This is a genomic window from Allobosea lathyri, assembly GCF_900108245.1.
Lineage (GTDB): Bacteria > Pseudomonadota > Alphaproteobacteria > Rhizobiales > Beijerinckiaceae > Allobosea > Allobosea lathyri.
Map to the genome: position 1 here is coordinate 267,955 of NZ_FNUY01000002.1, position 26,954 is coordinate 294,908.

The window sequence follows — 26,954 nt, forward strand, 5'->3', positions numbered from 1 at the left end:
ACCTATTCTGGCCGGAGCAGAATGTGCTTCTTCTTGCCGAAGGAGAGCTTGATCACGCCCTCGCTCGACAGATCGGCGTGTGACAGCATCGCGCGCTCGTCGGTGACGGCGGCATCGTTGACCCGCAGGCCGCCCGCCTTGACCTGACGACGGGCCTCGCCGGTGGAGGGGACGAGCCCGGCCTTGACGAAGGCGGTCAGGACGCCGAGCCCTTCGGCAAACTCGGCTGCCGCGACATTGAAGCTCGGCAGGTCGGCAGCGAGCGAGCCATCCTCGAAGGTCTTGCGCGCCGTCTCCGTTGCCGCCTCAGCCGCTTCGCGACCGTGCAGCATGGCCGTGACCTCGGTCGCGAGGATCTTCTTGGCCTCGTTGATCTCGGCGCCCCCCAGGGCCGCCAGCCGGGCGATCTCGGCCATGGGCAGCGTGGTGTAGAGCTTCAGGAAGCGCTCGACATCGGCATCCTCGGTGTTGCGCCAGAACTGCCAGAAATCATAGGCGCCCATCAGCTCGGCGTTAAGCCAGACCGCGCCCGACGCCGTCTTGCCCATCTTGCCGCCCGATGAGGTCGTCAGCAGCGGCGAGGTCAGCGCGTAGAGCTGCACATCGGCCATGCGGTGGCCGAGATCGATGCCGTTGACGATGTTGCCCCACTGGTCGGAGCCGCCCATCTGCAGCACGCAGCCGGTGCGCTTGTTCAGCTCGACGAAGTCGTAGGCCTGCAGGATCATGTAGTTGAATTCGAGGAAGGAGAGCGACTGCTCGCGCTCCAACCGCGTCTTCACACTGTCGAAGGACAGCATGCGGTTGACCGAGAAGTGGCGGCCGACATCGCGCAGGAATTCGAGATAGTTCAGTCCGAGCAGCCAGTCGGCATTGTTCATCATGGTCGCCGTGCCGCCGAAATCGAGATAGCGGGCGAAGACCTTGCGAATGCCGGTGAGGTTACGCTCGATATCCTCGACCGTGAGCAGCTTGCGCGACTCCTCCTTGAAGGACGGATCGCCGACCATCGAGGTGCCACCGCCCATCAGGGCGATCGGCTTGTGCCCGGTCTGCTGCATCCAATGCAGCATCATGATCTGGATCAGCGACCCGGCATGCAGCGAGGTCGCGGTGGCGTCGAAGCCGATATAGGCGCCGATCGGGCCTTTGAGCGCGGCCGCGTCCAACCCCTCGGGATCGGAGATCTGATGGACATAGCCGCGCTCTGAGAGAACACGGAGAAGGTCTGATTTGAAAGCGGTCATGGTGCGATCTAACTGCTGGCCGGATTTTCTACGAGGCTGAGCCGTTTTCCCGTCATGGTCGGGATTGTTCCGACCATCCACGTCGTCCTCGGTCGAATGCGATGCTCTAGGCGTGGATGCTCGGCACATGGCCGAGCATGACCGTGCAGCCTATTCCTGCTCTTGCGCCTCGCGCTCTTCCTTGGGAATCTCAGGCCCGACCATGCGGTCGAGATAGGCGCCGACCTGCTCCATCAGCACGTCGACCTTGCCGTCGAAGAAATGGTTGGCGCCCTCGACCACGGTGTGCTCGATCTGGATGCCCTTCTGGGTCTTCACCTTCTCGATCACCGCCATCACCTCCTTGACGGGGGCGACGCGATCCTCGGAGCCGTGCACGAAAAGGCCCGATGACGGGCAGGGCGCCAGGAAGGAGAAGTCATAGCGATTGGCCATCGCCGCGATCGACATGAAGCCTTCGATTTCGGGACGGCGCATCAGGAGCTGCATGCCGATCCAGGCGCCGAAGGAGACGCCGGTGATCCAGCAGCTCTTGGCCTCCGGGTTCAGCGCCTGCATCCAGTCGAGCGCGGCGGCTGCATCGGACAGCTCGCCGGCGCCGTGGTCGAAATGGCCCTGGCTGCGGCCGACGCCACGGAAGTTGAAGCGCAGGGCCGAGAACCCGCGATTCACGAAGGTGTAGAACAGGTTGTAGACGATCTGGTTGTTCATCGTCCCGCCGAATTGCGGGTGCGGATGCAGGATGATAGCGAGCGGGGCACCTCGCTTCTTGGCGGGCTGATAACGACCCTCGATCCGACCGGCCGGTCCGTTGAAAATAACCTCGGGCATCGTCTTACCGCCTTTTTGTTGCGCGGAGCCATGCACGCCGGGCAAAGCGGCGTCGAAACGCTGCCAAAAAACCCGATCGCCCTTGACGACCCCGCCGCTCGCGCCCTACATCAAGCGCTTAGAATGGTTCTAACAGCCGTGAACAATATGGGAACGAAACGGTAGATCGCCAGATTGGCGCTGCCGTCATCCCGGTTCCGGCCGGTTTGGACGGGCGGCTATAGCACGGTGCATGGGTGCAATTTCAAGCATTTCGTGCCGGCCGTCTCGCACAATGCAGGATTGGAGCTTTTGAGATCGTGACCGCGCCGATACGCGCCTATCTCGACCACAACGCGACCACGCCGGTTCGGCCGGAGGTCGCCGAGGCGATGGCGCGCGCGCTCATGATGCCGGGCAACCCGTCTTCCGTGCATGGCGAGGGCAGGGCGGCGCGCGCGGCCATCGAGCGGGCGCGCGAACAGGTGGCTGCACTGTGCGGGGCCAGGCCGGGCCATGTCGTCTTCACCAGCGGCGGTACCGAGGCCAATGCGACGCTGCTTTCACCGGGCCTTATGGATTGCGATGGCGGCCGCGACTGCGTGCGGGTTCCCGCCTCGCTACTGATTTATGGCGCCACCGAGCATGCCTGCGTGCGCGACGGGCATCGCTTCCCGGCAAGCATGGCCGAAGCGCTTCCCGTCGATTCCGAAGGGCGTGCCGATCTCGTTTGGCTCGAAGCGCGGCTGGAGCGGTTCGCGCAGGAAAACCCGGGAGCGCGGGCTCTGGTCTCGCTCCATCTCGCCAATAACGAGACCGGCGTGATTCAGCCGGTCGCCGAGCTTGCGGCCATCGCGAGGCGGTACGGAGCGCTTTCGCATAGCGACGCCGTCCAGGCGGCGGGCAAGATCGCGATCGATATCAATGCGCTGGGCGTCGATGTTCTGACATTGTCTGCGCATAAGTTCGGTGGACCGAAGGGCGTCGGCGCAATCGTGTTTCGCACGGGCGCGCTCGAACTCAGCGACAAGCCGATGCGTGGCGGCGGCCAGGAACGCGGCTGGCGCGCCGGCACCGAGAACCTGCCGGGCATCGTCGGCCTCGGCGTTGCGGCGGATCTTGCTGGCAAGGCGCTGGCTGGGGAGGCCGTGCGGCTTGGTGCCTTGCGCGATCGTCTCGAGGCTGGGCTTGCCGACTTGTCGCCGGCCACGGCGGTATTCGGCCGCTCGGCTGTGCGCTTGCCTAACACCAGCGCCTTCGCGACGCCGGGTCTCAAGGCGGAGACGGCCCTGATCATGCTCGATCTGGCGGGCGCCGCATTGTCCTCCGGCTCGGCCTGCTCGTCGGGCAAGGTCAAGCGTTCGCATGTGCTGGACGCCATGGGAGTAGACCCCGCCATGAGCGCAGGGGCCTTGCGGGCGTCGCTTGGATGGACCACCTGCGAGGCGGACATCGATCATTTCCTCGGGGCCTATGCGAAGGCACTGGCCACGAACCCCGTCCGGGACACCAAGGCAGCAGCCTGAAGCGTCCCGCGACGATTATGCAGAGAACCGGCGGGCCTTGAACCCGCGACTGGAGAGTAGGCAATGGCAGCGGTCCAGGAGACCATCGATCAGGTCAAGTCGATTGACGTGACCGAGTACAAATACGGCTTCGTCACCGAAATCGAGATGGACAAACCCGCCAAGGGTTTGACCGAGGATACCGTGCGCTACATCTCGGCGCGCAAGAACGAGCCGGAATGGATGCTCGAATGGCGGCTTGACGCCTTCCGTCGCTGGAAGACCATGACCGAGCCGAACTGGTCGCGGGTCAACTACCCGCCGATCAACTATCAGGACATCTACTACTACGCGGCGCCCAAGAGCGGCGCCTCGCCGAAGTCTCTCGACGAGATCGACCCGGCGATCCTGGAGACCTATAAGAAGCTCGGCATCCCGCTGCGCGAGCAGGAAATCCTGGCCGGTGTCGCGCCGGAAAACCGGGTCGCCGTCGATGCGGTGTTCGATTCCGTCTCCGTCGTCACGACCTTCAAGAAGGAGCTGGCCGAGGCCGGCGTGATCTTCTGCTCGATCTCGGACGCGATCCAGGAACATCCCGAGCTGGTGCGGAAGTACCTCGCCACCGTGGTGCCGGTGACCGACAACTACTTCGCGACGCTGAACTGCGCCGTCTTCACCGACGGCTCCTTCGTCTACATTCCCAAGGGCGTGCGCTGCCCGATGGAGCTGTCGACCTATTTCCGCATCAACGAGCAGAATACCGGCCAGTTCGAGCGCACGCTGATCATTGCCGATGAGGGCTCCTATGTGAGCTATCTCGAAGGCTGCACCGCGCCCAAGCGCGACGAGAACCAGCTGCATGCGGCGGTCGTCGAGCTGATCGCGCTGGATGATGCCGAGATCAAGTACTCGACCGTGCAGAACTGGTATCCCGGCGATGCCGAGGGCAAGGGCGGCATCTACAATTTCGTGACCAAGCGCGGCGATTGCCGCGGCAAGAACTCGAAGATCTCGTGGACGCAGGTCGAGACCGGCTCGGCGATCACCTGGAAGTACCCGTCCTGCATCCTGCGGGGCGACGGTTCGCGCGGCGAGTTTTACTCGATCGCGGTCTCGACCGGCGCACAACAGGTCGATAGCGGCACCAAGATGCTGCATCTCGGCAAGAACACGACCTCCAAAATCATCGCCAAGGGCATCGCGGCCGGAAAATCCGACTCGACCTATCGCGGCATGGTCTCGGCCCATCGCAAGGCGACTGGCGCGCGCAACTTCACCAACTGCGACTCGTTGCTGATCGGCGACCAGTGCGGCGCGCACACCATCCCCTATATCGAGGCCAAGACCGCGACCGCCGTGTTCGAACACGAGGCGACGACCTCGAAGATCGGCGAGGACCAGCTGTTCTATTGCCAGCAGCGCGGCCTCTCCGAGGAGGAGGCGGTGGCGCTGATCGTCAACGGCTTCGTCAAGGAGGTGCTGCAGCAACTCCCGATGGAGTTCGCGGTCGAGGCGCAGAAGCTGATCACGATCTCGCTTGAAGGCTCCGTGGGCTGACGCCCGATCGTTTCCGAGATGCTCGGGTCATGCCCGGGAATGACGCCGGGACCCGGCGCGTCATGGTCGGGCCAGACCCGACCATCTCCTGCAGAATGGAACTCTGAAGATGCTCGAAATTCGCAATCTGGTTGTAAAAATCGCCGATGAGGACAAGCAGATCCTCAATGGCCTGAACCTCACCGTCAACGCCGGCGAAGTCGCCGCGATCATGGGGCCCAACGGCTCCGGCAAGTCGACGCTGAGCTATGTCATCGCCGGCAAGGAGGATTATGAGGTCCTCGACGGTGAAATCCTGCTCAACGGCGAGAATTTGCTGGAGATGGAGGCCGACGCACGCGCCGCTGCGGGCATCTTCCTCGCCTTCCAGTACCCGCTGGAGATCCCCGGCGTGGCCACCATGACCTTCCTGAAGGCGGCGATGAACGCGCAGCGCAAGGCGCGCGGCGAGGCCGAACTGCTGACGCCGGACTTCATCAAGCGCGTCAACGCCGCAGCGGACGCCCTGAGCATCGACCGCGCCATGCTGCGCCGGCCGCTCAATGTCGGCTTCTCCGGTGGCGAGAAGAAGCGCATGGAAATCCTGCAGATGGCTCTGCTGTCGCCGTCGATGTGCATCCTCGACGAAACCGATTCCGGCCTCGACATCGATGCGCTGCGGATCGTCTCGGAGGGCGTCAACGCGCTGCGCGACAAGAACCGCGGCTTCCTCGTCATCACGCACTATCAGCGCCTGCTCGACCATATCGTGCCGGACACCGTGCACGTGATGTCGAAGGGCCGCATCGTGAAGTCCGGCGGCAAGGAACTGGCGCTGGAACTCGAGAAGAACGGCTATGCCGGTTATGCGGAGGCGGCGTGATGGCCATCGTCACTCCGCTCAAGACGGCTGCCGAGCAGGTTCTCGGCACGCAGTTCGCCAATGTGAAGGCTGAACTGCCAGGCGCGCCATCGGTGCGCAAGCTCCGCGAGGACGCGTTCGCCGGGTTCGAGGCCAAGGGCCTGCCGCATCGCCGGCTCGAATCCTGGCGCTATACCGACCTGCGCGCGCTGCTGCGCGAGGCACGCCCGCTGGCCGACACCGCCAATGTCACGCCGGCCGTGCAGGCGCGGCTTGCCGCGCTGAAGCTCGAAGGCGTTCGGCTCGTGCTGGTCGATGGCATCTTCGCCGCCGATCTCTCGACGCTCGAAGGATTGCCCGAAGGCGTCACGATCCAGCCGCTGACCGAGGCGCTCGTCTCGACGCGGGAGGATCTGACCAGCATCCTGTCGGGTCCCAGCGTTGCCGATAGCGATACCGGCCTGATGCTGAACACCGCGCTGATGCGCGATGGCGTATTCATCGAGATCGCGGAGGGTACCGAGCTTGATGCGCCGATCGCCATCGTCTCGCTCGCCTCGGGCGAGGATGAACGCGCGATCTTCCATCGTTCGGTCGTGCGCGCCGCCAAGGGCGTGAAGGCCACCATCGTCGAGATCAGCGAAGGCGTCGGCTCAGTGGCCTCGCAGATCAACGGCGCCATCGTCTTCGAGAACGGCGACGAGAGCGATGTGCAGCATGTGCGGATCGTGACAGGCCACGTGGCTGGCACCGTGCAGGTGCTCAGCACGCTCGCGACGGTGGGCGCGCATGCCAAGTTCGAGTCCTTCGCGCTGGTCTGCAAGGCGGCCACGCTGCGCCAGCAGCATTTCGTGCGCTATGCCGGCGAGCATACCGAAGTCGGTTTGCGCGGTGTCAACCTGCTCGGTGGCCAGGAGCATTCCGACGTCACGCTGGTCGTCGACCATGCCGTGCCGCACGGCACCAGCCGCGAGCTGTTCAAGACCATCATTGGCGGCGAAGGCACAGGCGTCTTCCAGGGCAAGGTCATCGTGCGCCCGCATGCGCAGAAGACCGATGGCGGCATGACGAGCAATGCGCTGCTGCTCGATGACGGCGCGAGCATGTTCAACAAGCCGGAGCTGGAAATCTTCGCCGACGACGTGGTCTGCGGCCATGGCGCGACGGTGGCGCAGATCGACGGCGAGCAGCTCTTCTACCTGATGGCGCGCGGCCTGCCGCGTCCACAGGCCGAGGCGCTGGTGCTGCAGGCCTTCGCCGGCACTGCCGTCGAGTTCATCGTGGATGAGAGCCTGCGCGAGCTGGTGATGAGCGAAGTCGAGGCCTGGCTCTCCGAGCGCGAGGCGTCTTCCGTGGTGAGCACGATCTGATGCCCTACATCAATCTCCAGATCACCAAGGGTGCGACCCGCGAACAGAAGGCGGAGATCGTCAAGGAATTCACCGACACGCTGGTCCGCGTGCTCGGCAAGAACCCGGCGAATACCCATATCGTGATCCAGGAGATCGAACGCGAGAACTGGGGCCATGCCGGCGCGCTTGTCGACAAGCCACGCGAGCCCGGAAAGGCTTGAAGCCATGAACGCGATGACGAAGCCCTATGATGTCGAGGAGATCCGCAAGGATTTCGCGATCCTCGGCCGGGAAGTCTACGGCAAGAAGCTGGTCTATCTCGACAACGCGGCCTCGGCGCAGAAGCCCGAGGTCGTGATCGAGGCGATGACCAAGCTGATGCGCGAGGACTATTCCAACGTCCATCGCGGTTTGCACTATCTCGCCAACGCTTCGACGGAAGCCTATGAAGCGGCACGCGAAAGCGCCCGCCGCTTCCTCAATGCGGCGCATCTCGAGGAGATCGTCTTCACGCGCTCCTCGACCGGTTCGCTCAACACCGTCGCCTCCTCGCTTGGGCGCCATCTCAGGCTTCAGGAGGGGGACGAGATCATCCTCTCCATCCTGGAACACCATTCCAACATCGTCCCCTGGCATTACTGGCGCGAGCGGCACGGCGCGGTGATCAAATGGGCGCCGATCGACGAGGACGGCAATTTCCTGCTCGATGAATTCGAGAAGCTGATCACGCCTCGCACCAAAGTCGTGGCGCTGACCCATATGTCGAACGCGTTCGGTACGATCGTTCCGATCGCCGACGTCGCGGCGATCTGCCGCTCCTATGGCATTCCGCTGGTCGTAGACGGCAGTCAGGGCGCGGTGCATCTGCCGGTCGACGTACAGGCGCTGGGTTGCGATTTCTACTGCTTCACCGGCCACAAGACCTATGGCCCGACCGGCTCCGGCGTGCTCTGGGGCAAGCGCGAATGGCTGGAGAAGCTGCCGCCTTACGAAGGCGGCGGCGAGATGATCGTCACCGTCAGCGAGGATACGGTCACCTATAACGACCCGCCGCATCGTTTCGAGGCCGGCACGCCGGCGATCGTCGAGGCCGTGGGGCTTGGAGCCGCGCTGGATTACATGATGGCGCTCGGCCGCGAGAACATCGCCGCGCATGAAGCCAAGCTCGGCGAGTACGCCATGGCACGGCTCGGCGAGATGAATTCGATCCGCATCTTCGGCAAGGCGAAGGACAAGGGCGCGATCATCGCCTTCGAGATGAAGGGCGCCCATGCCCATGACGTCGCGACAGTGATCGACCGTGCTGGCGTCGCCGTCCGCGCCGGTACCCATTGCGCCATGCCGCTTTTGGCACGATATGGGGTGACATCGACCTGCCGGGCTTCCTTCGGCCTCTACAATACGCTGGAGGAGGTCGATAAGCTCGTCGAAGCCCTGCGAAAGGCCGAAAGCCTGTTCGCCTGAGTGGAATGACCGCCATGACCGACAGCATTGCCGAAGACCTCAAGCCGAATGCGCCCACCATGGGGGCAAGCTCCTCGCTGCCGCCGGAGGAGATCGACCGGCTGACGGACGACATCGTCGCGGCGCTGAAGACGGTCTACGATCCCGAAATTCCGTCCGACATCTACGAGCTCGGGCTGATCTACCGCGTCGATATCGCCGATGACCGCCAGGTCTCGATCGACATGACGCTGACGGCGCCGGGCTGTCCCGTTGCCGGCGAGATGCCCGGCTGGGTCGAGAACGCCGTCGGCACCGTCCCGGGCGTGGCCTCGGTCACCGTCAACATGACCTTCGATCCACCCTGGGACCAGTCGCGCATGTCCGACGAGGCCAGGGTCGCGCTCGATATGTGGTGAGCGCGGCTAGCGGGCCGCGCGGCGCTGCATGCGCTTTGACGAGCAGCAACTAGCCGTCGTCAGACGGGCCTACGCCCGGCAGATGCTGGCGCTTGTCGGTGTCGAAGGCAATCGCCGCCTGCAGGACGCCTTCGCCACGATCCCGCGCGAGCGTTTTGTCGGAGAACCGCCCTGGCAACTTTCGCAAGGGCGTCGGCGCTATGCCGCTCTGGCTTCCGACGATCCGGCTGTTCTCTATCAGGATGTGCTGATCGCGCTGGCGCCGGAGCGCGGCATCAACAATGGCAGCCCTTCGCTGCATGCGCTCTGGCTGAATGCGCTCGACCCGCGCGAGGGCGAGCGCATCGTCCATATTGGAGCGGGAACCGGCTACTACAGCGCGATCCTGGCGCAGCTCGTCGGTCCCGGCGGCCATGTCGCCGCGGTCGAGTACGACCCTGTGCTGGCCGAACGGGCTGCAGCCAACCTGGCTGATATGACCAATGTCACCGTCATTCGAGGCGACGGGGCTGAATGGCCGCGCGAACCGGCCGATTGCATCTATGTCAATTTTGCCGTCGTGCGGCTGAGCCCGTTCTGGCTCGACCAACTCCTGCCGGGCGGGCGATTGATCTTTCCGCTTGGCTTGCCGTCTTCCCGGAGCGGAAGGCGCAACCGGCGCGGATTGGTGGGTGCGGGCTTCCTTGTCGAGCGCCGTGCGGACGGGTTCGCGGCATCCTGGCTGGGCGAGCCCTCCTTCGTCAGCGCGGAGGGCGTGCTCGCTGGTTCCGAGGGCGAGCAGGCGGCGCTCGCTGCGGCGTTCGAGAGCGAAGGAGCTGAATCGGTGCGCAGCCTGCAGCGGGGCGAGGGCGCACCTTCCGAACGCTGCTGGTTGCGTGGCGAGGGTTGGTGCCTGAGCTATGACGAAGTTCCAGTCCGGTCCGAGTATTGAAGCGGCTAAGCTGGCTGGTCGGATGTGGGAGAGGTCCAATGCGAAGACGCGCAATCAACGCTGAAGATGCCCCTCCCGCCATCGGCTATGCCCGCGCGCTCGAGGTCACGGGAGTGGCCAGGACGCTCTATGTCAGCGGGCAGATTCCGGTCGATGCGAACGGCCGGTGCCCGGAGGGCTTTGCCGCGCAGTGCCGTCTGGCCTGGCACAATGTGATGGCGCAACTTGCTGCCGCGGATATGAGCGTGACTGATCTGGTCAAGGTCACGATCTTCCTGTCCGATCGGCGTTTCGGGCTGGAGAACCGGCAAATTCGCCAGGAGGTGCTCGGGGGCCATCTGGTGGCGTCGACGGTCGTCATCGCCGGAATTTTCGATGAACGCTGGCTTCTGGAGATCGAGGCGGTCGCCGTCGCCTGACGCGCGGCTCGATGGCGCTCGGCGCGGTGGCGCGTGTGATGAGTTGCATTCCTGTTGTTCATTTTCTGGAGCGGCGGTTTGGTGGCATGAGGGACTGAGGATTCACTCGCTCAGCCTCGGCAGGAGCCGCCATGCCAGTCTTCCCCTACGAGACCGTCGACGTCTTCACCGACCGGCAGTTCGGCGGCAACCCGCTTGCGGTCTTCACCGATGCGCGCGGCCTGTCGGATGCCCAGATGCAGGCGCTCGCAGCCGAGATGAACTATAGCGAGACGACCTTCGTGCTGCCGCCTGCCGACCCTGCCAATGATGCGCGGGTACGCATCTTCCATCGAACGGCCGAGATGCCTTTCGCCGGCCATCCCAATGTCGGCACGGCCTGCGTGCTGGCGCGGCATGGCCGGGACCGTGGCGGTGTCCTGCGCTTCGAGCAGCTGGCCGGGCTGGTCACAATCGACGTCGAGCGCGATGCAGCCGGCGACGTCGTCAGCGCGACCATCGCCGCTCCCCAGCCCCTCGCGCTTGATCTTGAACTGGCGGCTGATGCGATCGCCGCCTGTGCCGGCCTGGCGCTGGGGGATATCGTGACCGCCAACCATCAGCCGGTGCAGGCTTCCGTCGGCGTGAAATTCGTCCTGGCCGAGACACGCGCCGAGGCGCTCACCGGCGCGTCGCCTGATATCTCCGCCTTCCGCAAGCTGGAGGCTGGTCATGCCGAGCTGAACAGGCGGCTTTCCCTCTTCCTCTATGCGCGCGATGGCAAGGAGATCAGGGCGCGCATGTTCGCGCCTCTTGCCGGGACCTGGGAAGACCCTGCCACCGGCAGCGCCAGCGCCGCGCTGGGTGCATTGCTGCTCTCGCTGGATGGGGGCGACCGTGCCGCCTTCACGATCAAGCAAGGGGTCGAGATGGGGCGCCCGAGCCTGCTCAAGGTGACGGCGCAGCGCGGTACGGATGGTATCCGCTCCCGCGTCGGCGGCGGGTGCGTGCCGATGTTCAGGGGGCAGGTGGAGCTTTAGGCGTCCAGAATTTTAGGCATCCATGCCAAGTTCGACGCGCAGGCGCTTCGGCAGCTTCCGCGCCACGAGGCGATGGCTCTCGCGCAGATAGTCCTTGAGCACCGCGTCCGACATGCTCTCGTCGGTCTGACGCTGAATCCAGCTCATGCCGCGCGAGGCCAGATAGGGCGCGGGCCGCAATCCCGGCTGCTCCTTGAGGATGTCGAAAGCGATCTCGGAGCATTTGAAGGTCACGGCCAATCGCTCGCCCGAACTCCAGCCTGCAATGGCAAAGACCTTGCCGCCGACCTTCCAGACATGGGCGCCGCCCCACTGCACGACATGGCTCGTCGCTTCAAGCGACGCGCAGAACGCGTTGTAATTATCCGGATTCATGGAGATTTCAGGCTCTCAGTAGCGCTCGGCGTCGATGCCGAAGCGCGCCGCTGCCGCCTTGATCTGCGACCAGGTTTCATCATCCAGGGGAATGCCGCTCTCGCCCCGCTCGATCCGGACCGCGCGCTCCTTGTCGCCCGGTGCGAGCACGGGATTGGCTTCGTCCTGGGGCTTTGCAGCGCGCACGAAGGCCAGATAGCTCTCGATTCGGCTTTTGCGCAGCGCCTCGTCGGGCTCCAGCCGGGCAGGATCGATCAGCACGCCGAAGAGCGAGTTGATGATCCAGCTCCTCTGCGGCTTCTGGTCGATACGGGCGGCTCCCATCAACCCGGCCGACAAAAGCTCGGCGATCAGGGACAGGCCGGCGCCCTTGTGATCGCCGAAGGGCAGCAAGGCGCCCAGCGGCAAGCCGGGAATGGCATGCTGGAAGACATGGGAAGGGTCCGTGGTGGGGCGGCCCTCGCCATCGATGATGTAGCCGGGAGGAACCGGGACGCCCTTGTTGAGTGCGACGCGGGCCTTGCCATGCGCCATGCGGCTGGTCGCGAAATCGAGGATGATCGGGTCGTTACCCGGCACGGGAATGCCGATGGCATGCGGATTGGTGCCGAAGCGGGCCTGTTTGGCAGCGTAGGGCGCAACGATAGGCGGACGGCCGGCCACGTTCACCCAGAACAGTGAGATCAGCCCGGCCTGGGCAGCGATTTCGGCATAGTGGCCGATCCGGCCGATATGATGGGCGTCGAGAAGATTGAGAATGGCGACGCCCCCCGCTTTCGCCATGACGGCCGCCTGCTCCACGGCATTGCGCCCTGCCGGCTGGCCGAGCGCGACCTGCGCATCGATGATCAGGAAGGGGGCCGCATCCAGCCGCGCCTTGGGGCGCGAGTCGGGCTTCAGGTTTCCGTCGGCGAGCGACTGGAAATAGAGCGGCAACATGCCGACGCCATGGCTGTCATGCCCGCTGAGGTTGGCGAGAACCAAATGATGCGCGGTTTCCTGCGCCTCGGCCTCGGTCCAGCCGGCTCGGGTGACCATGTCGTGCACGAGCGTGCGGAGCGTATCGGGGCGATGCAGGCGGTAGGTCATGCTGTCCGGCCATTGAGAAGGGCGCTACGCCAAGGGAGGCTCCCCACAGTGCATGTGCGGCATCATCGCGCAATGCGTGCGATGAAGGAGCCGTTGTGCCTGCTGGCATCTCGACGTTTCGCTCACCAATCCTTATGTTGATCTCTGCAATCTTGCTTCACCGGGCCTTGAACCCGGTCGAGGAGGGACAAAGATGTTTTCGATTCCCGGCCTGAAGGTCGTTTCGCTCACCGATGCTGCGGCTTCCCGCATTCGCGAGATCATGGCGCAAGCGGCAGGTGATGCCGCGCCCGCGCTTGGCCTGCGCGTCGGCGTGAAGAAGGGCGGCTGCGCCGGCATGGAATACACCTTCGAGGTCGCACGCGAGACCAACAAGGGTGACGAGGTCGTGACCGAGAAGGATGCGACCGTGATCGTCGATGCCAAGGCGGTGCTGTTCCTGCTCGGCACCCAGCTGGATTTCAAGAGCGATCGCTTTTCCTCGACCTTCGTCTTCAACAATCCCAATCAGGTTTCGGCCTGCGGCTGCGGCGAGTCGGTCGAGATCAAGCCGCGCGCCGAACCCGCGTTGGCCGCTCACTGAGCACTTCCTGGAGCATATCCCGGTGGACGCGGACACAATCCGCGAGATCTTTGCCGATGTCCTGCCCGTCCGCGTCACGCGCCTTTTCGGCGGGCACGGCATCTATGACGGCGATCTGATCTTCGCCATTCAGGCCGGCGGAGAGATCTACCTCAAGACCAGCGATGCGACCCGGCAGCGCTTCGTCGAGGCTGGCAGCGAGCCGTTCGTCTACCGCCAGCGCAGCCAGCCGCGCGATCTCGGCTACTGGAAGCTGCCCGAAGCGGCGCTCGACGACCCCGACGTCCTCAGACATTGGGTCGAGCTTGCGCTGCAGGCTGCGCGCGAGCGGGCAAGCGCCAAGGTCAGGCGACGCGGCTGATAGTCTCCAGCGCATCCTCGGTGACGGTGCGATTGCGCCCGTCGCGCTTGGCCTGCATCAGCGCCTGATCGGCCCGGTCCACCAGTGAGCCCGAGGTATCGCCCCTGTGATAGGTGGCCACTCCCAGCGAAATGGTGATGCGGCCGAGATTCTCATTGGTGGAGCGCTTGATCAGCTCGCGCGTCAGAAGGGCCTGACGCACGGTCTCGGCCCCGAATTTCCCGGCGACCAGGTCGGCTTCCGGCAGGATGATCGCGAATTCCTCGCCGCCGAAGCGGGTGATCACCGCCTTGTCCTTGAACTTGTCCTTCATGGTGCGGGCGACGAGGCGCAGCACCTGATCGCCTGTGAGATGGCCATGGGCGTCGTTGAATTTCTTGAAGAAGTCGATATCGGCCATGACGAGGGCAAAAGGCTCGCGCCGCAATGTCGCCTGATCGATCGATTTCTGCAGCATTTCCTCGAAGTGACGGCGGTTTGCAAGGCCGGTCAGGGAATCCGTCAGCGCCTCGGCGCGGGTCGATTCCAGCGCTTCGCGCAGGTTGCGGATCTCGTTGGAGCTGTTCCGCAGAGCGTTCTCAAGCTGTGCCTTGCGCGTGACCTCTTCACGGGTCGACAGCACGAGTGCCTCGACCCACTCTCGCAGCTTCTGCCTGTCGGTTGGCGGCGGGACGTCCTCGGACATCGCCGTAAGGCGGCCGTGATAGAGTTCGCTCGACCCGAGCGCCTTGTCGACGAGATCCATCAGCCCGTCGATTTCTCCCAATACCTGCAGGCTGGTGCGCTCCGCCTGGCGTGAGAGCCGCTCGGTGCCGATGAAGCGCTCGTAGAGATTGTCGATGTCGGCTGCGGTTATCTTGCCCTCTCCATCAGCAAGAATACCTGTCATCGCCATGCTGACCGCGGGAATCTCGCCGCTGAGATGGGCGTACCAGACCTCGAAGGCGCGCGGATAGCTTGGGGAGCCATGCTGTCGCATGGCAGCGACGACGCGCTCCGCGATCTCGTGCGGCTGGGGCGGAACCTGGGCCTGGTCGTTCATGCCACCGACAATCCGGATACGAAGCCGGTGCATGGCTTTCGGCCACGACAGCTTCGATTGTTAATCGAAGCGGGACATCCTGTCCGTATCAACGGCGGCATGCGCCCGATCGTCACTGCAATGACTATTGCAGTAACGATCTGATCATGCATGACGCAAGTTAAAATGCGGTTGATGCCGTAAGGTTAGTTTGCGCGGACCGGACGCAGCAGAAAAGCGGGCACGTGATCGCCGAGACCTTTGACCGACGGTCCGTCATCATCGTCGCGGCGGCGCGGCTCTGGCCTGGGGCCACGCGAATCACTGGTGCGCTCGGGCTTCGCGGAACGCGGCTCGGGGGCCCGCTCAGGCTTGGCGGCCTGTGCAGCAGGCGCGGCCTCGCCACGAATCTTGGTCTTGGTCGGACCGTCCGCATCGGGACGACGGCGGCGAGGGGCGGCTTCCTCGTCGGAGGCGGGGCGCTCGACCCGGATCGGCCGAGGTGTCGTCTCGACCTCGGCGCGAGGGCCGCGTTCGGGGCGGGCACGGCCGCCACCGCGTGCGGGGCGCTTGTCGTCACGCCGGCCGCGACGCTCGTCGCGAGGCTCGCCCGGGGGCAACCCGTCGAGCCCGGGGCCTTCCCAGGTGATGGGCTGGCCGGTCAGTTTTTCGATCGCTGTCACGAGCTTCTCGTCATGACGGGTCACGATGGTGAAGGAGGCGCCTTCGCGTCCGGCGCGGCCGGTGCGTCCGATGCGGTGGACGTAATCCTCGGCATGGGTCGGCACATCGTAATTGAAGACATGGCTGACGGCCGGGATGTCGAGGCCGCGGGCTGCGACATCGCTCGCGACGAGGATCGGGTTTTCGCCGGTCCGGAAGGATTCGAGCGCCGCCATGCGGGCGTACTGGTCCATGTCGCCATGCAGCGCGACGGCAGGGAAGCCGTGCTTCTGCAAGGATTTGTGCAGCGTTGCGACATCGCGCTTGCGGTTGCAGAAGACGATGGCGTTCTTCAGCTCGGTCGCGCCCTTCAGGAGCTTTCGCAGCGTCTCGCGCTTCTCGAAGTCCTGGCCGTTGGAGGCGATGAGGCGCTGGGTGATCGTGGTTGCGGCTGTTGCCGGGCGCGACGCTTCGATACGCACCGGATTGTGCAGGAACTGCTCGCTGATGCGCGTGATCTCGGGCGGCATCGTCGCGGTGAAGAACAGGGTCTGCCGGGTGAAGGGCACAAGCTTGCAGACGCGCTCGATGTCCGGGATGAAGCCCATGTCGAGCATGCGGTCGGCCTCGTCGATGACGAGGAGCTCGACGCCGGTCAAAAGCAGCTTGCCACGCTCGACATGGTCGAGCAGGCGGCCGGGCGTCGCGATCAGCACATCGACGCCGCGCGTGATCTTGGCATCCTGATCGCCGAAGGAAACGCCGCCGATCAGGAGGGCCACCGAGAGCTTCTGGTTGACGCCATAGCGCGTGAAGTTCTCCTCGACCTGCGCCGCGAGCTCGCGGGTGGGCTCGAGGATGAGGGTGCGCGGCATGCGCGCCCGCGCGCGGCCATTCTCGAGAATGGTCAGCATCGGCAGGGTGAAGGCGGCGGTTTTTCCCGTGCCGGTCTGGGCAATGCCAAGAACGTCGCGGCGCGCCAGCACATGGGGAATAGCTTGTGCCTGGATGGGGGTAGGCGTGGTATAGCCTGCGGTCGTGACCGCAGTCAGAACCTTGTCGCTCAGGCCGAGTTCGGCAAATGACATCGAATGTTGCGCTTCTTCAGGGTCGGTTACTCGTAGCGGGATGACCTACTCAACCGCGACGGTGGCGCGACTTCTCTTTCCAGCGCGCCTTCGGACCCGTGTGCAATGCAGAAAAAGCACGGCAAAGTCAATAATCTGAAGCCGTAAGGATGATTCCCGCGCGATGACCGAACCGCTTGTCTTGATCCCCGGCCTGAGCTGCAATGCCGGCCTCTATGCTCAGCAATGGCCAGCACTCGCTACGGGCCGCCAGATAATGGTCGCCGACCATGCTTCCGACGCAACGCTTGCTGCGATTGCCGGGCGATTGCTTGCCAATGCGCCGGAGCGTTTTGCGCTTTGCGGCCTGTCGATGGGCGGCTATGTCGCCTTCGAGGTGATCAGGCAGGCGCCGCAGCGCGTGACGCGGCTCGCCCTTCTCGACACCAGCGCGAAGCCGGCCACGCCGGAGACGAATGCGCCGCGCGAGCAGATGATCGCGCTGGCGCAAAAGGGCGCCTTCGACAACGTCACGACCCTGTTGTGGCAAAGGCTGGTGGCGCCATCACGCCTGACCGACGAGCCGTTGCGGTTGCTTGTACGCCAGATGGCCGACGAGATCGGGGCAGATGGTTTCGTGCGCCAGCAGCGCGCCATCATGGGGCGACCGGACTCGCGGCCCGACCTGTCGGGGATCGCAATTCCGACGCTCGTAATGGTCGGCGAAGAGGATCTGATCACCCCGCCCGCGGAAGCGCAGGAAATCGCTCAGGGAATAGGGACGAGCGCCAAGCTGGCGGTATTGCCGGGCAGCGGCCATCTCTCGACGCTGGAGGCGCCGGAAGCGGCGACGCGTCAGCTGCTAGGCTGGCTCGGCTGACTTCAACGCGGCACGACGCAAGGGTCGAGGCGCGTCTCGTTGGCTGTCTTGCGGATCGAGCCCGTGACCAGCGGATCGATCTGCTGGCGCTTGGCCGCCGCCAACGCGACCTGGCTCATGCGTTCCCTATCGAGATGCTCCGTCTGGCTCGAAACGAAGTTGGCGGCGATGACCGAAAGGAAGGCGATGGCCGCGCCGGCCTTGGCGACATCGGCGACCATCGTGCCGCGCTCATTCTTCCAGAACAGTTCGATCAGGCGCATGGCGCTCTCCGTATCGCGGGGCGCCAGCAGCGCCCAAATGCGATGATGCGCCCGCAGCGGTAAAAGGTCGGTTAGTGAAACCTTGTCGCGATGCGCTGCATTTTAAGCAGTGTGGCGGCTATGCTTCCAGATCGGGTTGGTGAGGCAGGCCATCGAGCTTGCCGCGGTTGTCGCGGAAGAGCTTTCTTAGCGCGGTGAGTACGGCAACGACTGCCGCCCTCTGCCGTGAGACCTCATGCGAAACCAGGAAGATCTCGTCGGCGGTTCCGGCAGGGGGTGATTCCAGGCGGATGAGAAGCGGGTCTGCATCGCCGAGGAAGCAGGGCACCATCGAGACCGCGCCAGCGGTGCGGACGCTTTCATAACGAGCTGCGGCGTCACCGACGCGAGCCGCAATCGGGCGACCCTGCGCCCAGGCCAGAATATGGTTCCGCATCCGCGAGGTCCCGCCCGGCGTAGCGGAAATGATCGGGGCCACCGCAGGGTCGACGTCGCGGCGGACATAGAGTGCCTGCGCGAGCCGCCCGACCTTCTGGCCGAAATAGCCGGGTTCGACGGGCGCCTTGCTCATCCTCAGGGCGATGTCGGCATCGCCGCGCGCAAGGTCCAGCCGGTCCCGCGTGCTGAGGATGACGATCTCGATGCCGCCGGCCGCTGCCGAGATCGTGGTCGCATTCATGGTCAGGAACAGGCTGATCGAGGTCGTGGCCGTGATCCTGACGGGAGCATCGACGAGTGGACGCGCTGCCTTGGCCCTAGCGGCGAAGCGCTGCACGGCCGCAGCGACCTGATCGGCGTCCCGAGCCAGTTCAGCGCCCGCCGGCGTCGGGATCAGGCGATTGGCGCCGCGTTGGAACAGCAGCAGGCCGAGTTCGCGTTCGAAGGTCTTGAGCCGGCGAGCGATCGTCGCTTCGCTCAGGCCGAGTTGCGTCGCTGCCAAGGCAAGCGACCCGCTGACGGCGATGGCGTGGAAGATCCGGATATCGTCCCAATCGGACGCTGCCATATCGCGGCTGCGTCCAGATGGAGCGGGAGCAGGCTGCCCCATGTGATCAGCGACCGGGTGTCGGGGCTGGGATCGCAGCGGGATTTGCGGGCATCTTCGCTTCGTTTGCAGGGCTTGTTCGACATGCCCGCAGCTTGCCTGCCACCGACCGCGCCTGCAGCCCGGCAAGATTGACGCCCAGCCCCGCAGCAATGCCGGGCTCCGGCGTCACAGGTCGATCAGTTCGCCGGCAAAGGCGGCCCGCTCCTGGATGAACAGGAACCGCGCCTCGGGCTTGTTGCCCATCAGGCGCTCGACCGTATCGGAGGTCTCGTCGCGCGCCTCGTGCTCGACCATGACCTTGAGCAGGATGCGCTTGGCCGGGTCCATGGTGGTTTCCTTGAGCTGCGCCGGCATCATTTCGCCAAGGCCCTTGAAGCGGCTGATCTCCGGCTTCTTGCCTTTGAACACGCTGGCGATCAGCTCGTCCTTATGGGCGTCATTGCGCGCATAAACGCTCTTGCCGCCGTGCTGGAGCCGGTAGAGCGGCGGCACTGCGAGATAGAGATGGCCCTTCTCGATCAGGCGCGGCATCTGGCGCCAGAAGAAGGTCACCAGCAGCGAGGCGATATGAGCGCCGTCGACATCGGCGTCGGTCATCACGATGACCTTCTCGTAGCGGAGGTCGTCCTCGCGGAACTGAAGGCCGATGCCGCAACCCAGGGCAAGGATCAGATCGGCAAGCTGCTGATTGGCGTTGAGTTTTTCGCGGGTGGCGTTGGCGACGTTCAGGATCTTTCCGCGCAAGGGCAGGATCGCCTGGCTTTTGCGGTTGCGCGCCTGTTTGGCCGAGCCGCCGGCCGAATCGCCCTCGACGATGAAGAGTTCGGAGCCGGCCGCGCCTGCATTGCTGCAATCGGCGAGCTTGCCGGGGAGGCGCAGCTTGCGCGTCGCGGTCTTGCGCGAGACCTCCTTGTCGAGCCGGCGGCGCAGACGTTCCTCGGCGCGGTCGACGGACCAGTCGAGCAGGCGCAGAGCCTGCTGGGGGGCGGCGGCAAGCCAGTGGTCGAATGCGTCGCGGACGGCGTTCTCGACGATGCGGGAGGCCTCGAGCGTCGCCAGCTTGTCCTTGGTCTGGCCTTGGAATTCCGGTTCGCGAATGAAGACCGACAACATTGCCGCGCAGGTCGCCATCACATCGTCGGACGACACCTGCGCCATCCGCTTGGACTGGCCGATGCGCTCGGCGTGATCGCGCAGGCCCCGCAGCAGCGCGATGCGCAGGCCCTGCTCGTGAGTGCCGCCTTCAGGCGTCGGGATCGTGTTGCAATAGGAGGAGGAGAAGCCGTCCTCGCCCGTCGCGAGCCAGGCTATCGCCCATTCGAGCGAGCCGTGGCCGCCATCCTTGGTGATCTTGCCGGAAAAGATCGGTTCGGCGACGAGATCCTTGCCCTCGATCTCGCGGCCGAGATAGTCGCGCAAGCCGCCGGGAAAGCGGAACACGGCCTCGGCCGCGACATCGCCCTCGGGCTGCAGCAGCGAAGGCGCGCAGCGCCAGCGGATTTCGACGCCGCCGAACAGATAGGCCTTCGAGCGCGCCATACGGAACAGGCGCGCGGGCACGAAATGTGCGCCCTCGCCAAAGATCTGTGCGTCGGGATGAAAGCGCACGCGCGTGCCGCGCCGGTTGGCGACGCGGCCCACCGTTTCCAGCGGCCCCTGCGGCAGGCCACGCGAGAAGGTCTGGCGGTACAGCATCTGCCCGCGCGCAACCTCGACCTCAAGCCTGTCGGAGAGAGCGTTGACGACGGAGACGCCGACGCCGTGCAGACCGCCGGAGGTCTCATAGGCTTTCGAGTCAAATTTTCCGCCGGCATGCAGCGTCGTCATGATGACTTCGAGGGCCGACTTGTCCGGAAATTTCGGATGTGGATCGATCGGAATGCCGCGACCATTATCGGTCACCGCGATCGAGCCGTCCTCCAGTACTTCGACATCGATGAAGCTGGCATGGCCTGCGACCGCCTCGTCCATGGCGTTGTCGATCACCTCGGCGAAGAGGTGATGCAGGGCGCGCTCATCCGTGCCGCCGATATACATGCCCGGCCGACGCCGCACCGGCTCCAGGCCTTCGAGCACTTCGATGGCCGACGCGGTGTAGCCAGCCTCGGACAAAGTGCCGTTGCGAGGCGTGCTGGCAGCGGGGGACGGCTTGGCGGACGCGGCCGGTACGGGCGCGCGCGTCTCCGGCTCGGGACTGGCCTTTGCTGGCCGGTCCGGCTCCGCGCCGAAAAGATCGCCGTTCTCCGCCATCGTGTCCGAGAGCCTCTGATTCGCAACTGCCAACTCTAGCGCAGATACGTCAACCCTGCGCTTTCGCGGCTCCTTATAGTCGCGATTATCCGGAAGAAAAATGCGGCAGTCTGTGCCTTCATCGTGTTGGTTCCGGGCGTGCCGGTTCGACAACAGATGGGACACGCAATGCGGCCGTCAAGCGCTCAGCGTGCAGTAGGCGAGGTGTCATCGCGGCTTCATGCAAATCTGCCAGATTGCGGCTTGGGAACCCGCAGCGTTCAGGTCGCGTTAACCACACCGATCGAGAATGAACAGGCGGATCTTAGGCTTGGCGGATGACCGCAATCAGCTATGATCCGAGGCAGGGGAGGCTACCGTGGCGTCGCGTCAATCAGTACCTGGAATCAGATTGGCGGGCCTGGAACGGGCGGCTCGACTTGCCGGCGAATCCTTCGGCCATGAAGATCTCGCGCCGCTGCCCGGAATGCCGTTTGCCGGACTTCAGTCCTCGCGTTGGCTCTGGTGGCTGGCGGCGGCGCTTGCTGCCACGGCGGGCCTCGTGGCGCTGAGCCTGCGCTGATCCTCCACGCACCCGTCGCATCCGCGAAATATCAACCTTTGTGACCTACGCAGGGATGCGGAGGGTCTTGTCGATGCGCGGCGTCATCTGTGATTCTGATTTCGCGACAAGGCGGGCGCGCGTCCGTCGATGATCAAGATCGCGGCCATGGGGGCTTATTTCTATCAGGCCGGGCTGGCGTTCGGCCTGCTGATACTTGTCTCCCATCTGCTGCTGCCGGCTGACTACGCGGCCTATTCGCTGTTCATTTCCATGACCCAGTTCGGCGCGATTGCCTGCTTCGAATGGATCCGCTTCGCCTGCAGCCGCTTCTATCCCGGCCAAAGCGCCGACAGCGAAGCTGTCGAGCGCGGCACGATGCGCGTCGAATTCGCCATTTGCTCCGGGCTCTGCCTGCTGGCGGCGCTGGCCTGCATTGGTCTCGGCGTGTCGCCGGTCGTTGCGCTGGTGGGTGGGCTGGTCGCTATCGCTCAGGGTGGCAGCGAACTGCACCTGACCATGCTGCGCTTTCGCCAGGAGTTTCATGTCTTCTCCTGGCTTCAGGGCTCGCGCGCGACGGCTGTGGCAGGCGGGACACTGGCGGGGGCCGTGATTGGGCACGGCTTCGTCTGGACCGCTTCGGGCTCTCTGGCGGGATATCTGATCTATATCTGCGTAGCGCTCGCGGTCCCGCGCGGGCCCGCCGTTCCAGCCGCGACATGGGAGCGCGCAGTGGTCCGCAAGCATCTGGTCTATGGCGGGGTTTCCGCGAGCGCGTCGGTCGCCGGCATGCTGGCGCCGCTGGGGCTGAAGGCCATCCTGACGACACTCCTTGGCGCGCAGGGTGCAGCGGGCGCGATGCTGGCGCTCGACCTGCTGCAACGGCCCTTTGTCCTGATCGTCTCCGCCTTGCAGGCGATCCGCTATCCCGATGTCGTCTCGCTCTTCGATCGCGGCGGCTCGGGGCCGGAACTGCGGCGCGAGCTCGGTCAGTACTATGCGCTGCTGGCGAGTTTCTCGCTGATGACGGCCGCGGGGATCATCGCGCTGCTGCGTCCGGTTGCGGCTCTTGTGATCGCTGCCGATCTCCAGGCCGCATTCCTGCGCACCGCGCCCTTCCTCGTCGCGATCTCGCTGCTTCGCGCGCTCATCCAGACTTTGCTGCCGACCCCTGCGCATCTCCGACGTCATTTGACGTCGATTGCGCTGCTGGCGGCGATCGACTGCCTGCTGCTGAACCTGTTCGCACTGATTGCCGTGAAGGCGCTGGGCATTTCGGATACGGCGATCATGATCGGGGGGGCATTCGGCGCCGCACTGGCGACGCTTTCCGGGTTGTGGGTCCTGCGTTCCCTGCCGTTCGACCTGCCATGGCGGCCTGTCCTGGCGGCACTGGCCAGCATGATCGTCCCGGCCATGGCGTTCGGCATGCCAAGCGACAACAGCTACGCCTCCCTGGCGATCGGGGTTGGCGGCGCGGGCCTGTTTGGCCTGATGTCGCTCTATGGTCTCTACAGGCAAAACCGCCAGCAGCTGGCGACGCAACCGGTCTCGACCTGAACCATGGAACACGACAGTGACATCGTGGTCTTGACCGATGCAGGTGAGCAGCCCCGGTTGAGGATCGTCGTGGGCATCGCCACAGCAGGGCGTCGCGAGGTGCTTTCGCAGACGCTCGACCATCTGATGCTGCAGGCACGGCTACCCGATGCCGTCATCGTCAGTCCTGCTGGCCCCGAGGATATCGACCCGGATCATGCGCGCAGCCTTGCCGTATCAGCCGAGATCGTGATGGGCACGCGTGGTTCCTGCGCGCAGAGAAACGCCATTCTGGATGTTTGCGGGGCGGCTGACATCGTCGTCTTCTTCGACGATGACTATGTTCCTGCCGCGAATTTCCTCGCTGAGGTCGAGCGGCTGTTTGAGGAAAATCCGGACATCGTCGTGGCGACGGGCGAGGTCGTTGCCGATGGTATCCATGGGCCGGGCATTGGTTTCGATGAGGCCAGAGCGATTCTGGCTGCCGATGGCGGAGGGGCAGGGCTCGCAATGCGGCCCGCCTTCAACGCCTATGGCTGCAACATGGTGTTTCGCATGGCGGCAATCGCCGCGGAGCGCACCCGCTTCGACGAGATCATGCCGCTTTATGGCTGGCAGGAGGATGTCGATTTCTGCCGCCGGCTCGCTTCGCAGGGCCGCATCGTCCATAGCCCGGCCTTGCGTGGCGTTCATCTCGGCCACAAGCGCGGGCGGACCTCCGGCTTGCGCTTCGGATATTCGCAGGTCGCCAACCCGCTCTATCTGCTGCGCAAGGGCACTGTCGGCCCGCTCTGGGCGCTCAGGCTCATGCTGGGGAACCTTGCCGCCAATCTGATCGGAAGCCTGAGGCCGGCGGGCATGGTCGACAGGCGAGGGCGCCTGAAGGGCAATTGCATCGCCTTATGGGAAATGCTGCGCGGCAGGCTGTCCCCGCAGCGGATCCTGACACTGGATTGATCGTCGTCGGTCAGGCTGCCCGGTCGGGGTGGGAATGCATCTGCGCCAAAACCTGCAGAAGCGCGTCGGCACTCTTGGCCCAGGAGAAGCGCGCGGCGTTTACGAAGCCGCCTGCGACCAGGCGCTCGCGCAGGCCGGGATCATCGAGCACGGCTTTCATCTGACGTTCGAGAGTCTCGGATTTCGTCGGATCGAAATAGAGCGCTCCCTCACCGCAGGCCTCCCGCACCGGAGGAATGTCGGATGCCAGCACCGGGCAGCCCTGCGACATGGCTTCGAGTGGCGGAATGCCGAAGCCTTCATAGAGGCTGGGAAAGATGAAGGCTGTCGCATGCCGCTCCAGCGCCGCGACCTCCGCGTCCGACAGGCGGCCGGGGAAGATCAGGTTGTCACGTGAGCTGTAATCACCGCCCTTGAAGACGTTCGCATGGATTCCTCCGACGACGACCAGCTTTTGGCCGGGCGCGTTCAGAGCCTCGAAAGCGCGGATCGCGAAATCGATGTTCTTGTTGGGCTTCAGCGTGCCCACGAGAAGGAAGAAATCCCCGCCCGAGAGCTTCAACCTTTCCAGAATGCCGTCATCCGGCGTGAGGCCGGCGAAATGGTCCGTGGCATTGTAGATCACGGCGATCCCGTCACCTGGCACACGAAAGATGCTGCTCAGTTCCTGCCGCGAGAACTGCGACACGGTCGCGATCCGGGCCGTACGCGTCAGCACTGCCCCCAGCAGGGTATGGAACAGACGGTATGAGCGGCTGAACGACTCCGGATGGCGAAAGATCGTGGCATCATGGATGACGGTAAGCTGATCGGGATGCAGCAACGGACCGCTGCCGCCGAAGCCGACGAGCAGGTCGCGCCATGTTTTCGCCGCGAGTGTCGTTTGCTCCCAGAGATGGCCGTGTCCGGAGCCGACACGTTCGAGCCGGATGGATTTGAGGGCAATGTCGGCTTTTGCCTCATCCGGCGCTATCAGCCGCCACGCGACGCCGCGAAGGTTTTCGGGCACGTCGCCATTGGAAATCCTGGTGTCCAGCGCCTGCGTCAGTTCTCGCGCAAAACGCTGAACCCCGGTCAGCGGCTGCGCCAGGAAGCGCCCGTTGATGGAAATGCTCTTCACGGGCCTCGCGCCTTCGACTGTCGCATGCACGCGCGGACCATGGTCCAGATCTCGTGAAAGCCGCGTTTACGGCCTCGGATTGCCGCTCGTTCGGCGGAGACAAAAAAACCGGGGCATCGCTGCCCCGGTTTGTCAGGTGGATCGCGAACTTTCGCGATCGGGAGGAAACAAAGTCCTTCCGAGCCGGTCGGCTCAGTAGGAGTAGTACATCGCGAATTCGACGGGGTGCGGCGTCATTTCATAACGCATCACATCCTGCATCTTGAGCTCGATATAGCTCTCGATGAAGTCGTCGTTGAAGACGCCGCCAGCCTTGAGATAGGCGTTGTCCTTCTTGAGGTTCTCAAGTGCTTCGCGCAGCGAACCGCAGACGGTCGGGATCTTCTTCAGTTCGCGCGGCGGCAGGTCGTAGAGATCCTTGTCCATGGCCGGGCCCGGATCGATCTTGTTGATGATGCCGTCGAGGCCGGCCATCAGCAGCGCTGCGAAGGCGAGATAGGGGTTCGCCATCGGATCGGGGAAGCGGACTTCGACGCGCTTGGCCTTGGGCGAGGTCGTCCACGGAATACGGCAGGAGGCCGAGCGGTTGCGCGCCGAATAGGCGAGCAGCACCGGGGCTTCATAGCCGGGGACGAGGCGCTTGTAGGAGTTCGTCGACGGGTTGGTGAAGGCGTTCAGCGACTTGGCGTGCTTGATGATGCCGCCAATGTACCAGAGGCACTCCTGCGACAGGTCGGCGTATTTGTTGCCGGCCATGATCGGCTTGCCGTTCTTCCAGATCGACTGGTGGACGTGCATGCCCGAGCCGTTATCGCCATAGATCGGCTTCGGCATGAACGTCGCGGTCTTGCCGTAGCTCTGCGCGACGTTGTGGATCGCGTATTTGTAGACCTGCATGGTGTCGGCCATGTGGGTCAGGGTGTCGAACTTCAGGCCGAGTTCGTGCTGGGCCGAGGCGACCTCGTGGTGGTGCTTCTCGACCTTGGCGCCCATGGCAGCCATGGCAGCCAGCATCTCGCCGCGCATGTCCTGCGCCGAATCCTGCGGCGGGACGGGGAAGTAACCGCCCTTGGTGGCGATGCGGTGGCCGAGATTGCCGCCCTCATAATCGGTCATGCCGTTGGTCGGCAGCTCGACATTGTCGAGCTTGAAGCCCGTGTTGTACGGGTCGGCGGCGATCTTGACGTCGTCGAAGACGAAGAATTCGGCCTCGGGGCCGACATAGCAGGTGTCGCCGACGCCGGTCGACTTGAGATAGGCCTCAGCCTTCTTGGCGATGCCGCGCGGGTCGCGGTTGTAGGGCTCGCCGGTGGCGGGCTCGAGCACGTCGCAGGTGATGACCATGGTCGCGGCCGAGAAGAACGGATCCATGACGGCGGTCGTCGGGTCCGGCATCAGCAGCATGTCGGATTCGTTGATGGCCTTCCAACCGGCGATCGAGGAGCCGTCGAACATCGTGCCCTCGGCGAAGATGTCCTCATCGATCATCGTGATGTCGAACGTCACATGCTGCCACTTGCCGCGCGGGTCGGTGAAGCGGAAGTCGACATACTTGACGTCGTTGTCCTTGATCGCCTTGAGGACATCCTTGGCGCTCTTCATCTCAGCATTCCTCTTGTAAAACAGTTTCTCAAACGCACGTGATCCGCGGTGC

General features: G+C 64.5%; 27 protein-coding genes. 16 read left to right on the forward strand and 11 right to left on the reverse strand.

Going from position 1 to position 26,954, the window contains the following annotated elements:
• Positions 1-2 precede the first annotated feature (2 nt).
• Entirely contained in the window at positions 3-1,247 is a 1,245-nt protein-coding gene (gene tyrS / locus C4S73_RS05600) for a tyrosine--tRNA ligase (RefSeq protein WP_103871492.1), read from the reverse strand.
• 150 nt (positions 1,248-1,397) lie between these two features.
• The gene (locus C4S73_RS05605) at positions 1,398-2,078 is read right to left on the reverse strand and encodes an alpha/beta hydrolase (protein ID WP_103871846.1); all 681 of its coding nucleotides are present in this window, start codon (positions 2,076-2,078) and stop codon (positions 1,398-1,400) included.
• A 299-nt stretch (positions 2,079-2,377) separates the two neighbouring features.
• Between C4S73_RS05605 and C4S73_RS05610 the strand changes: the two genes are divergently transcribed.
• From C4S73_RS05610 to C4S73_RS05655, 10 genes are all read left to right on the forward strand, one after another.
• The gene (locus C4S73_RS05610; protein ID WP_103871493.1) at positions 2,378-3,583 is read left to right on the forward strand and encodes a cysteine desulfurase family protein; all 1,206 of its coding nucleotides are present in this window, start codon (positions 2,378-2,380) and stop codon (positions 3,581-3,583) included.
• Between the two features lie 63 nt (positions 3,584-3,646).
• Positions 3,647-5,119 (forward strand): Fe-S cluster assembly protein SufB, encoded by a 1,473-nt coding sequence (gene sufB / locus C4S73_RS05615; RefSeq protein WP_103871494.1) that lies wholly within the window; start codon positions 3,647-3,649, stop codon positions 5,117-5,119.
• Positions 5,120-5,228: 109 nt separating this feature from the next.
• The gene (gene sufC / locus C4S73_RS05620; protein ID WP_103871495.1) at positions 5,229-5,981 is read left to right on the forward strand and encodes a Fe-S cluster assembly ATPase SufC; all 753 of its coding nucleotides are present in this window, start codon (positions 5,229-5,231) and stop codon (positions 5,979-5,981) included.
• Positions 5,981-7,330: a SufB/SufD family protein gene (locus tag C4S73_RS05625; protein WP_103871496.1), complete on the forward strand. Its 1,350-nt coding sequence runs from the start codon at positions 5,981-5,983 to the stop codon at positions 7,328-7,330. The genes sufC and C4S73_RS05625 overlap by 1 nt, the downstream gene beginning before the upstream one ends.
• Positions 7,330-7,533 (forward strand): tautomerase family protein, encoded by a 204-nt coding sequence (locus C4S73_RS05630; protein ID WP_092165436.1) that lies wholly within the window; start codon positions 7,330-7,332, stop codon positions 7,531-7,533. Before C4S73_RS05625 ends, C4S73_RS05630 begins: the two co-directional genes overlap by 1 nt.
• A gap of 4 nt (positions 7,534-7,537) precedes the next feature.
• Positions 7,538-8,776, forward strand: a complete 1,239-nt coding sequence (locus tag C4S73_RS05635; RefSeq protein WP_103871497.1) for a cysteine desulfurase — start codon at positions 7,538-7,540, stop codon at positions 8,774-8,776.
• 59 nt (positions 8,777-8,835) lie between these two features.
• On the forward strand, positions 8,836-9,174 hold the full coding sequence (locus tag C4S73_RS05640) for an SUF system Fe-S cluster assembly protein (RefSeq protein ID WP_425290321.1): 339 nt from the start codon (positions 8,836-8,838) through the stop codon (positions 9,172-9,174).
• Between the two features lie 28 nt (positions 9,175-9,202).
• Positions 9,203-10,105 carry a protein-L-isoaspartate O-methyltransferase family protein gene (locus C4S73_RS05645; protein ID WP_103871498.1) on the forward strand — a complete coding sequence of 301 codons (903 nt, stop codon included), beginning with the start codon at positions 9,203-9,205 and terminating at the stop codon, positions 10,103-10,105.
• A gap of 38 nt (positions 10,106-10,143) precedes the next feature.
• On the forward strand, positions 10,144-10,524 hold the full coding sequence (locus C4S73_RS05650) for a RidA family protein (protein ID WP_103871499.1): 381 nt from the start codon (positions 10,144-10,146) through the stop codon (positions 10,522-10,524).
• Between the two features lie 131 nt (positions 10,525-10,655).
• Positions 10,656-11,543, forward strand: coding sequence for a PhzF family phenazine biosynthesis protein (locus tag C4S73_RS05655; protein WP_103871500.1), 888 nt, complete (start codon positions 10,656-10,658; stop codon positions 11,541-11,543).
• Positions 11,544-11,555: 12 nt separating this feature from the next.
• Here the strand turns inward: C4S73_RS05655 and C4S73_RS05660 are convergent, their stop codons facing one another.
• Both C4S73_RS05660 and C4S73_RS05665 read right to left on the reverse strand, forming a co-directional pair.
• Complete coding sequence (locus tag C4S73_RS05660; RefSeq protein ID WP_103871501.1) at positions 11,556-11,918, reverse strand: MmcQ/YjbR family DNA-binding protein; 363 nt, start codon at positions 11,916-11,918, stop codon at positions 11,556-11,558.
• A 15-nt stretch (positions 11,919-11,933) separates the two neighbouring features.
• Positions 11,934-13,007 (reverse strand): malate/lactate/ureidoglycolate dehydrogenase, encoded by a 1,074-nt coding sequence (locus C4S73_RS05665; RefSeq protein WP_103871502.1) that lies wholly within the window; start codon positions 13,005-13,007, stop codon positions 11,934-11,936.
• Between the two features lie 193 nt (positions 13,008-13,200).
• Here C4S73_RS05665 and C4S73_RS05670 point away from each other — a divergent pair, with 193 nt between their 5' ends.
• Together C4S73_RS05670 and C4S73_RS28135 are read left to right on the forward strand one after the other, a co-directional pair.
• Positions 13,201-13,590 (forward strand): HesB/IscA family protein, encoded by a 390-nt coding sequence (locus C4S73_RS05670; RefSeq protein ID WP_103871503.1) that lies wholly within the window; start codon positions 13,201-13,203, stop codon positions 13,588-13,590.
• Positions 13,591-13,612: 22 nt separating this feature from the next.
• The gene (locus C4S73_RS28135) at positions 13,613-13,951 is read left to right on the forward strand and encodes a TfoX/Sxy family protein (protein ID WP_160115676.1); all 339 of its coding nucleotides are present in this window, start codon (positions 13,613-13,615) and stop codon (positions 13,949-13,951) included.
• Here the strand turns inward: C4S73_RS28135 and C4S73_RS05680 are convergent.
• Both C4S73_RS05680 and C4S73_RS05685 read right to left on the reverse strand, forming a co-directional pair.
• Positions 13,935-14,993 (reverse strand): GGDEF domain-containing protein, encoded by a 1,059-nt coding sequence (locus C4S73_RS05680; RefSeq protein ID WP_160115677.1) that lies wholly within the window; start codon positions 14,991-14,993, stop codon positions 13,935-13,937. The genes C4S73_RS28135 and C4S73_RS05680 overlap by 17 nt on opposite strands.
• A gap of 185 nt (positions 14,994-15,178) precedes the next feature.
• The gene (locus tag C4S73_RS05685; protein ID WP_103871506.1) at positions 15,179-16,723 is read right to left on the reverse strand and encodes a DEAD/DEAH box helicase; all 1,545 of its coding nucleotides are present in this window, start codon (positions 16,721-16,723) and stop codon (positions 15,179-15,181) included.
• A gap of 163 nt (positions 16,724-16,886) precedes the next feature.
• Here C4S73_RS05685 and C4S73_RS05690 point away from each other — a divergent pair, with 163 nt between their 5' ends.
• Positions 16,887-17,582 (forward strand): alpha/beta fold hydrolase, encoded by a 696-nt coding sequence (locus C4S73_RS05690; RefSeq protein ID WP_103871507.1) that lies wholly within the window; start codon positions 16,887-16,889, stop codon positions 17,580-17,582.
• A 2-nt stretch (positions 17,583-17,584) separates the two neighbouring features.
• Here C4S73_RS05690 and C4S73_RS05695 read toward each other — a convergent pair whose 3' ends face one another.
• The 3 genes from C4S73_RS05695 to parE all read right to left on the reverse strand — a co-directional run bounded on the left by C4S73_RS05695 (position 17,585) and on the right by parE (position 21,143).
• Entirely contained in the window at positions 17,585-17,845 is a 261-nt protein-coding gene (locus tag C4S73_RS05695) for a hypothetical protein (RefSeq protein WP_103871508.1), read from the reverse strand.
• Between the two features lie 118 nt (positions 17,846-17,963).
• Positions 17,964-18,851 (reverse strand): LysR family transcriptional regulator, encoded by an 888-nt coding sequence (locus C4S73_RS05700; protein WP_160115678.1) that lies wholly within the window; start codon positions 18,849-18,851, stop codon positions 17,964-17,966.
• A gap of 207 nt (positions 18,852-19,058) precedes the next feature.
• The gene (parE, locus tag C4S73_RS05705) at positions 19,059-21,143 is read right to left on the reverse strand and encodes a DNA topoisomerase IV subunit B (protein ID WP_103871510.1); all 2,085 of its coding nucleotides are present in this window, start codon (positions 21,141-21,143) and stop codon (positions 19,059-19,061) included.
• A 358-nt stretch (positions 21,144-21,501) separates the two neighbouring features.
• Between parE and C4S73_RS27850 the strand changes: the two genes are divergently transcribed.
• The 3 genes from C4S73_RS27850 (at position 21,502) to C4S73_RS05715 (ending at position 24,180) form a co-directional block, all read left to right on the forward strand.
• Positions 21,502-21,705: a hypothetical protein gene (locus C4S73_RS27850; protein ID WP_146071285.1), complete on the forward strand. Its 204-nt coding sequence runs from the start codon at positions 21,502-21,504 to the stop codon at positions 21,703-21,705.
• Between the two features lie 129 nt (positions 21,706-21,834).
• Positions 21,835-23,244: a hypothetical protein gene (locus tag C4S73_RS05710; RefSeq protein ID WP_103871511.1), complete on the forward strand. Its 1,410-nt coding sequence runs from the start codon at positions 21,835-21,837 to the stop codon at positions 23,242-23,244.
• A gap of 3 nt (positions 23,245-23,247) precedes the next feature.
• Positions 23,248-24,180: a glycosyltransferase family 2 protein gene (locus tag C4S73_RS05715; RefSeq protein WP_244595451.1), complete on the forward strand. Its 933-nt coding sequence runs from the start codon at positions 23,248-23,250 to the stop codon at positions 24,178-24,180.
• Positions 24,181-24,190: 10 nt separating this feature from the next.
• Here the strand turns inward: C4S73_RS05715 and C4S73_RS05720 are convergent, their stop codons facing one another.
• Both C4S73_RS05720 and glnA read right to left on the reverse strand, forming a co-directional pair.
• Entirely contained in the window at positions 24,191-25,300 is a 1,110-nt protein-coding gene (locus C4S73_RS05720; protein ID WP_103871848.1) for a glycosyltransferase family 4 protein, read from the reverse strand.
• A 192-nt stretch (positions 25,301-25,492) separates the two neighbouring features.
• The gene (gene glnA, locus C4S73_RS05725; RefSeq protein ID WP_103871513.1) at positions 25,493-26,902 is read right to left on the reverse strand and encodes a type I glutamate--ammonia ligase; all 1,410 of its coding nucleotides are present in this window, start codon (positions 26,900-26,902) and stop codon (positions 25,493-25,495) included.
• Between the last annotated feature and the right edge of the window lie 52 nt (positions 26,903-26,954).

What these genes read in the sequence shown, in the direction of transcription:
- C4S73_RS05710 (WP_103871511.1), top strand. Translation starts at nt 21,835, where the DNA reads ATGATCAAGATCGCGGCCATGGGGGCTTATTTCTATCAGGCCGGGCTG.
- glnA (WP_103871513.1), bottom strand. Translation starts at nt 26,902, where the DNA reads ATGAAGAGCGCCAAGGATGTCCTCAAGGCGATCAAGGACAACGACGTC.
- C4S73_RS05680 (WP_160115677.1), bottom strand. Translation starts at nt 14,993, where the DNA reads ATGAACGACCAGGCCCAGGTTCCGCCCCAGCCGCACGAGATCGCGGAG.
- C4S73_RS05665 (WP_103871502.1), bottom strand. Translation starts at nt 13,007, where the DNA reads ATGACCTACCGCCTGCATCGCCCCGATACGCTCCGCACGCTCGTGCAC.
- C4S73_RS05605 (WP_103871846.1), bottom strand. Translation starts at nt 2,078, where the DNA reads ATGCCCGAGGTTATTTTCAACGGACCGGCCGGTCGGATCGAGGGTCGT.
- C4S73_RS05630 (WP_092165436.1), top strand. Translation starts at nt 7,330, where the DNA reads ATGCCCTACATCAATCTCCAGATCACCAAGGGTGCGACCCGCGAACAG.
- sufC (WP_103871495.1), top strand. Translation starts at nt 5,229, where the DNA reads ATGCTCGAAATTCGCAATCTGGTTGTAAAAATCGCCGATGAGGACAAG.
- C4S73_RS05660 (WP_103871501.1), bottom strand. Translation starts at nt 11,918, where the DNA reads ATGAATCCGGATAATTACAACGCGTTCTGCGCGTCGCTTGAAGCGACG.
- sufB (WP_103871494.1), top strand. Translation starts at nt 3,647, where the DNA reads ATGGCAGCGGTCCAGGAGACCATCGATCAGGTCAAGTCGATTGACGTG.
- parE (WP_103871510.1), bottom strand. Translation starts at nt 21,143, where the DNA reads ATGGCGGAGAACGGCGATCTTTTCGGCGCGGAGCCGGACCGGCCAGCA.
- tyrS (WP_103871492.1), bottom strand. Translation starts at nt 1,247, where the DNA reads ATGACCGCTTTCAAATCAGACCTTCTCCGTGTTCTCTCAGAGCGCGGC.
- C4S73_RS05655 (WP_103871500.1), top strand. Translation starts at nt 10,656, where the DNA reads ATGCCAGTCTTCCCCTACGAGACCGTCGACGTCTTCACCGACCGGCAG.
- C4S73_RS05635 (WP_103871497.1), top strand. Translation starts at nt 7,538, where the DNA reads ATGAACGCGATGACGAAGCCCTATGATGTCGAGGAGATCCGCAAGGAT.
- C4S73_RS05715 (WP_244595451.1), top strand. Translation starts at nt 23,248, where the DNA reads ATGGAACACGACAGTGACATCGTGGTCTTGACCGATGCAGGTGAGCAG.
- C4S73_RS05640 (WP_425290321.1), top strand. Translation starts at nt 8,836, where the DNA reads ATGGGGGCAAGCTCCTCGCTGCCGCCGGAGGAGATCGACCGGCTGACG.
- C4S73_RS05645 (WP_103871498.1), top strand. Translation starts at nt 9,203, where the DNA reads ATGCGCTTTGACGAGCAGCAACTAGCCGTCGTCAGACGGGCCTACGCC.
- C4S73_RS05650 (WP_103871499.1), top strand. Translation starts at nt 10,144, where the DNA reads ATGCGAAGACGCGCAATCAACGCTGAAGATGCCCCTCCCGCCATCGGC.
- C4S73_RS05700 (WP_160115678.1), bottom strand. Translation starts at nt 18,851, where the DNA reads ATGGCAGCGTCCGATTGGGACGATATCCGGATCTTCCACGCCATCGCC.
- C4S73_RS05690 (WP_103871507.1), top strand. Translation starts at nt 16,887, where the DNA reads ATGACCGAACCGCTTGTCTTGATCCCCGGCCTGAGCTGCAATGCCGGC.
- C4S73_RS05625 (WP_103871496.1), top strand. Translation starts at nt 5,981, where the DNA reads ATGGCCATCGTCACTCCGCTCAAGACGGCTGCCGAGCAGGTTCTCGGC.
- C4S73_RS05685 (WP_103871506.1), bottom strand. Translation starts at nt 16,723, where the DNA reads ATGTCATTTGCCGAACTCGGCCTGAGCGACAAGGTTCTGACTGCGGTC.
- C4S73_RS05670 (WP_103871503.1), top strand. Translation starts at nt 13,201, where the DNA reads ATGTTTTCGATTCCCGGCCTGAAGGTCGTTTCGCTCACCGATGCTGCG.
- C4S73_RS05695 (WP_103871508.1), bottom strand. Translation starts at nt 17,845, where the DNA reads ATGCGCCTGATCGAACTGTTCTGGAAGAATGAGCGCGGCACGATGGTC.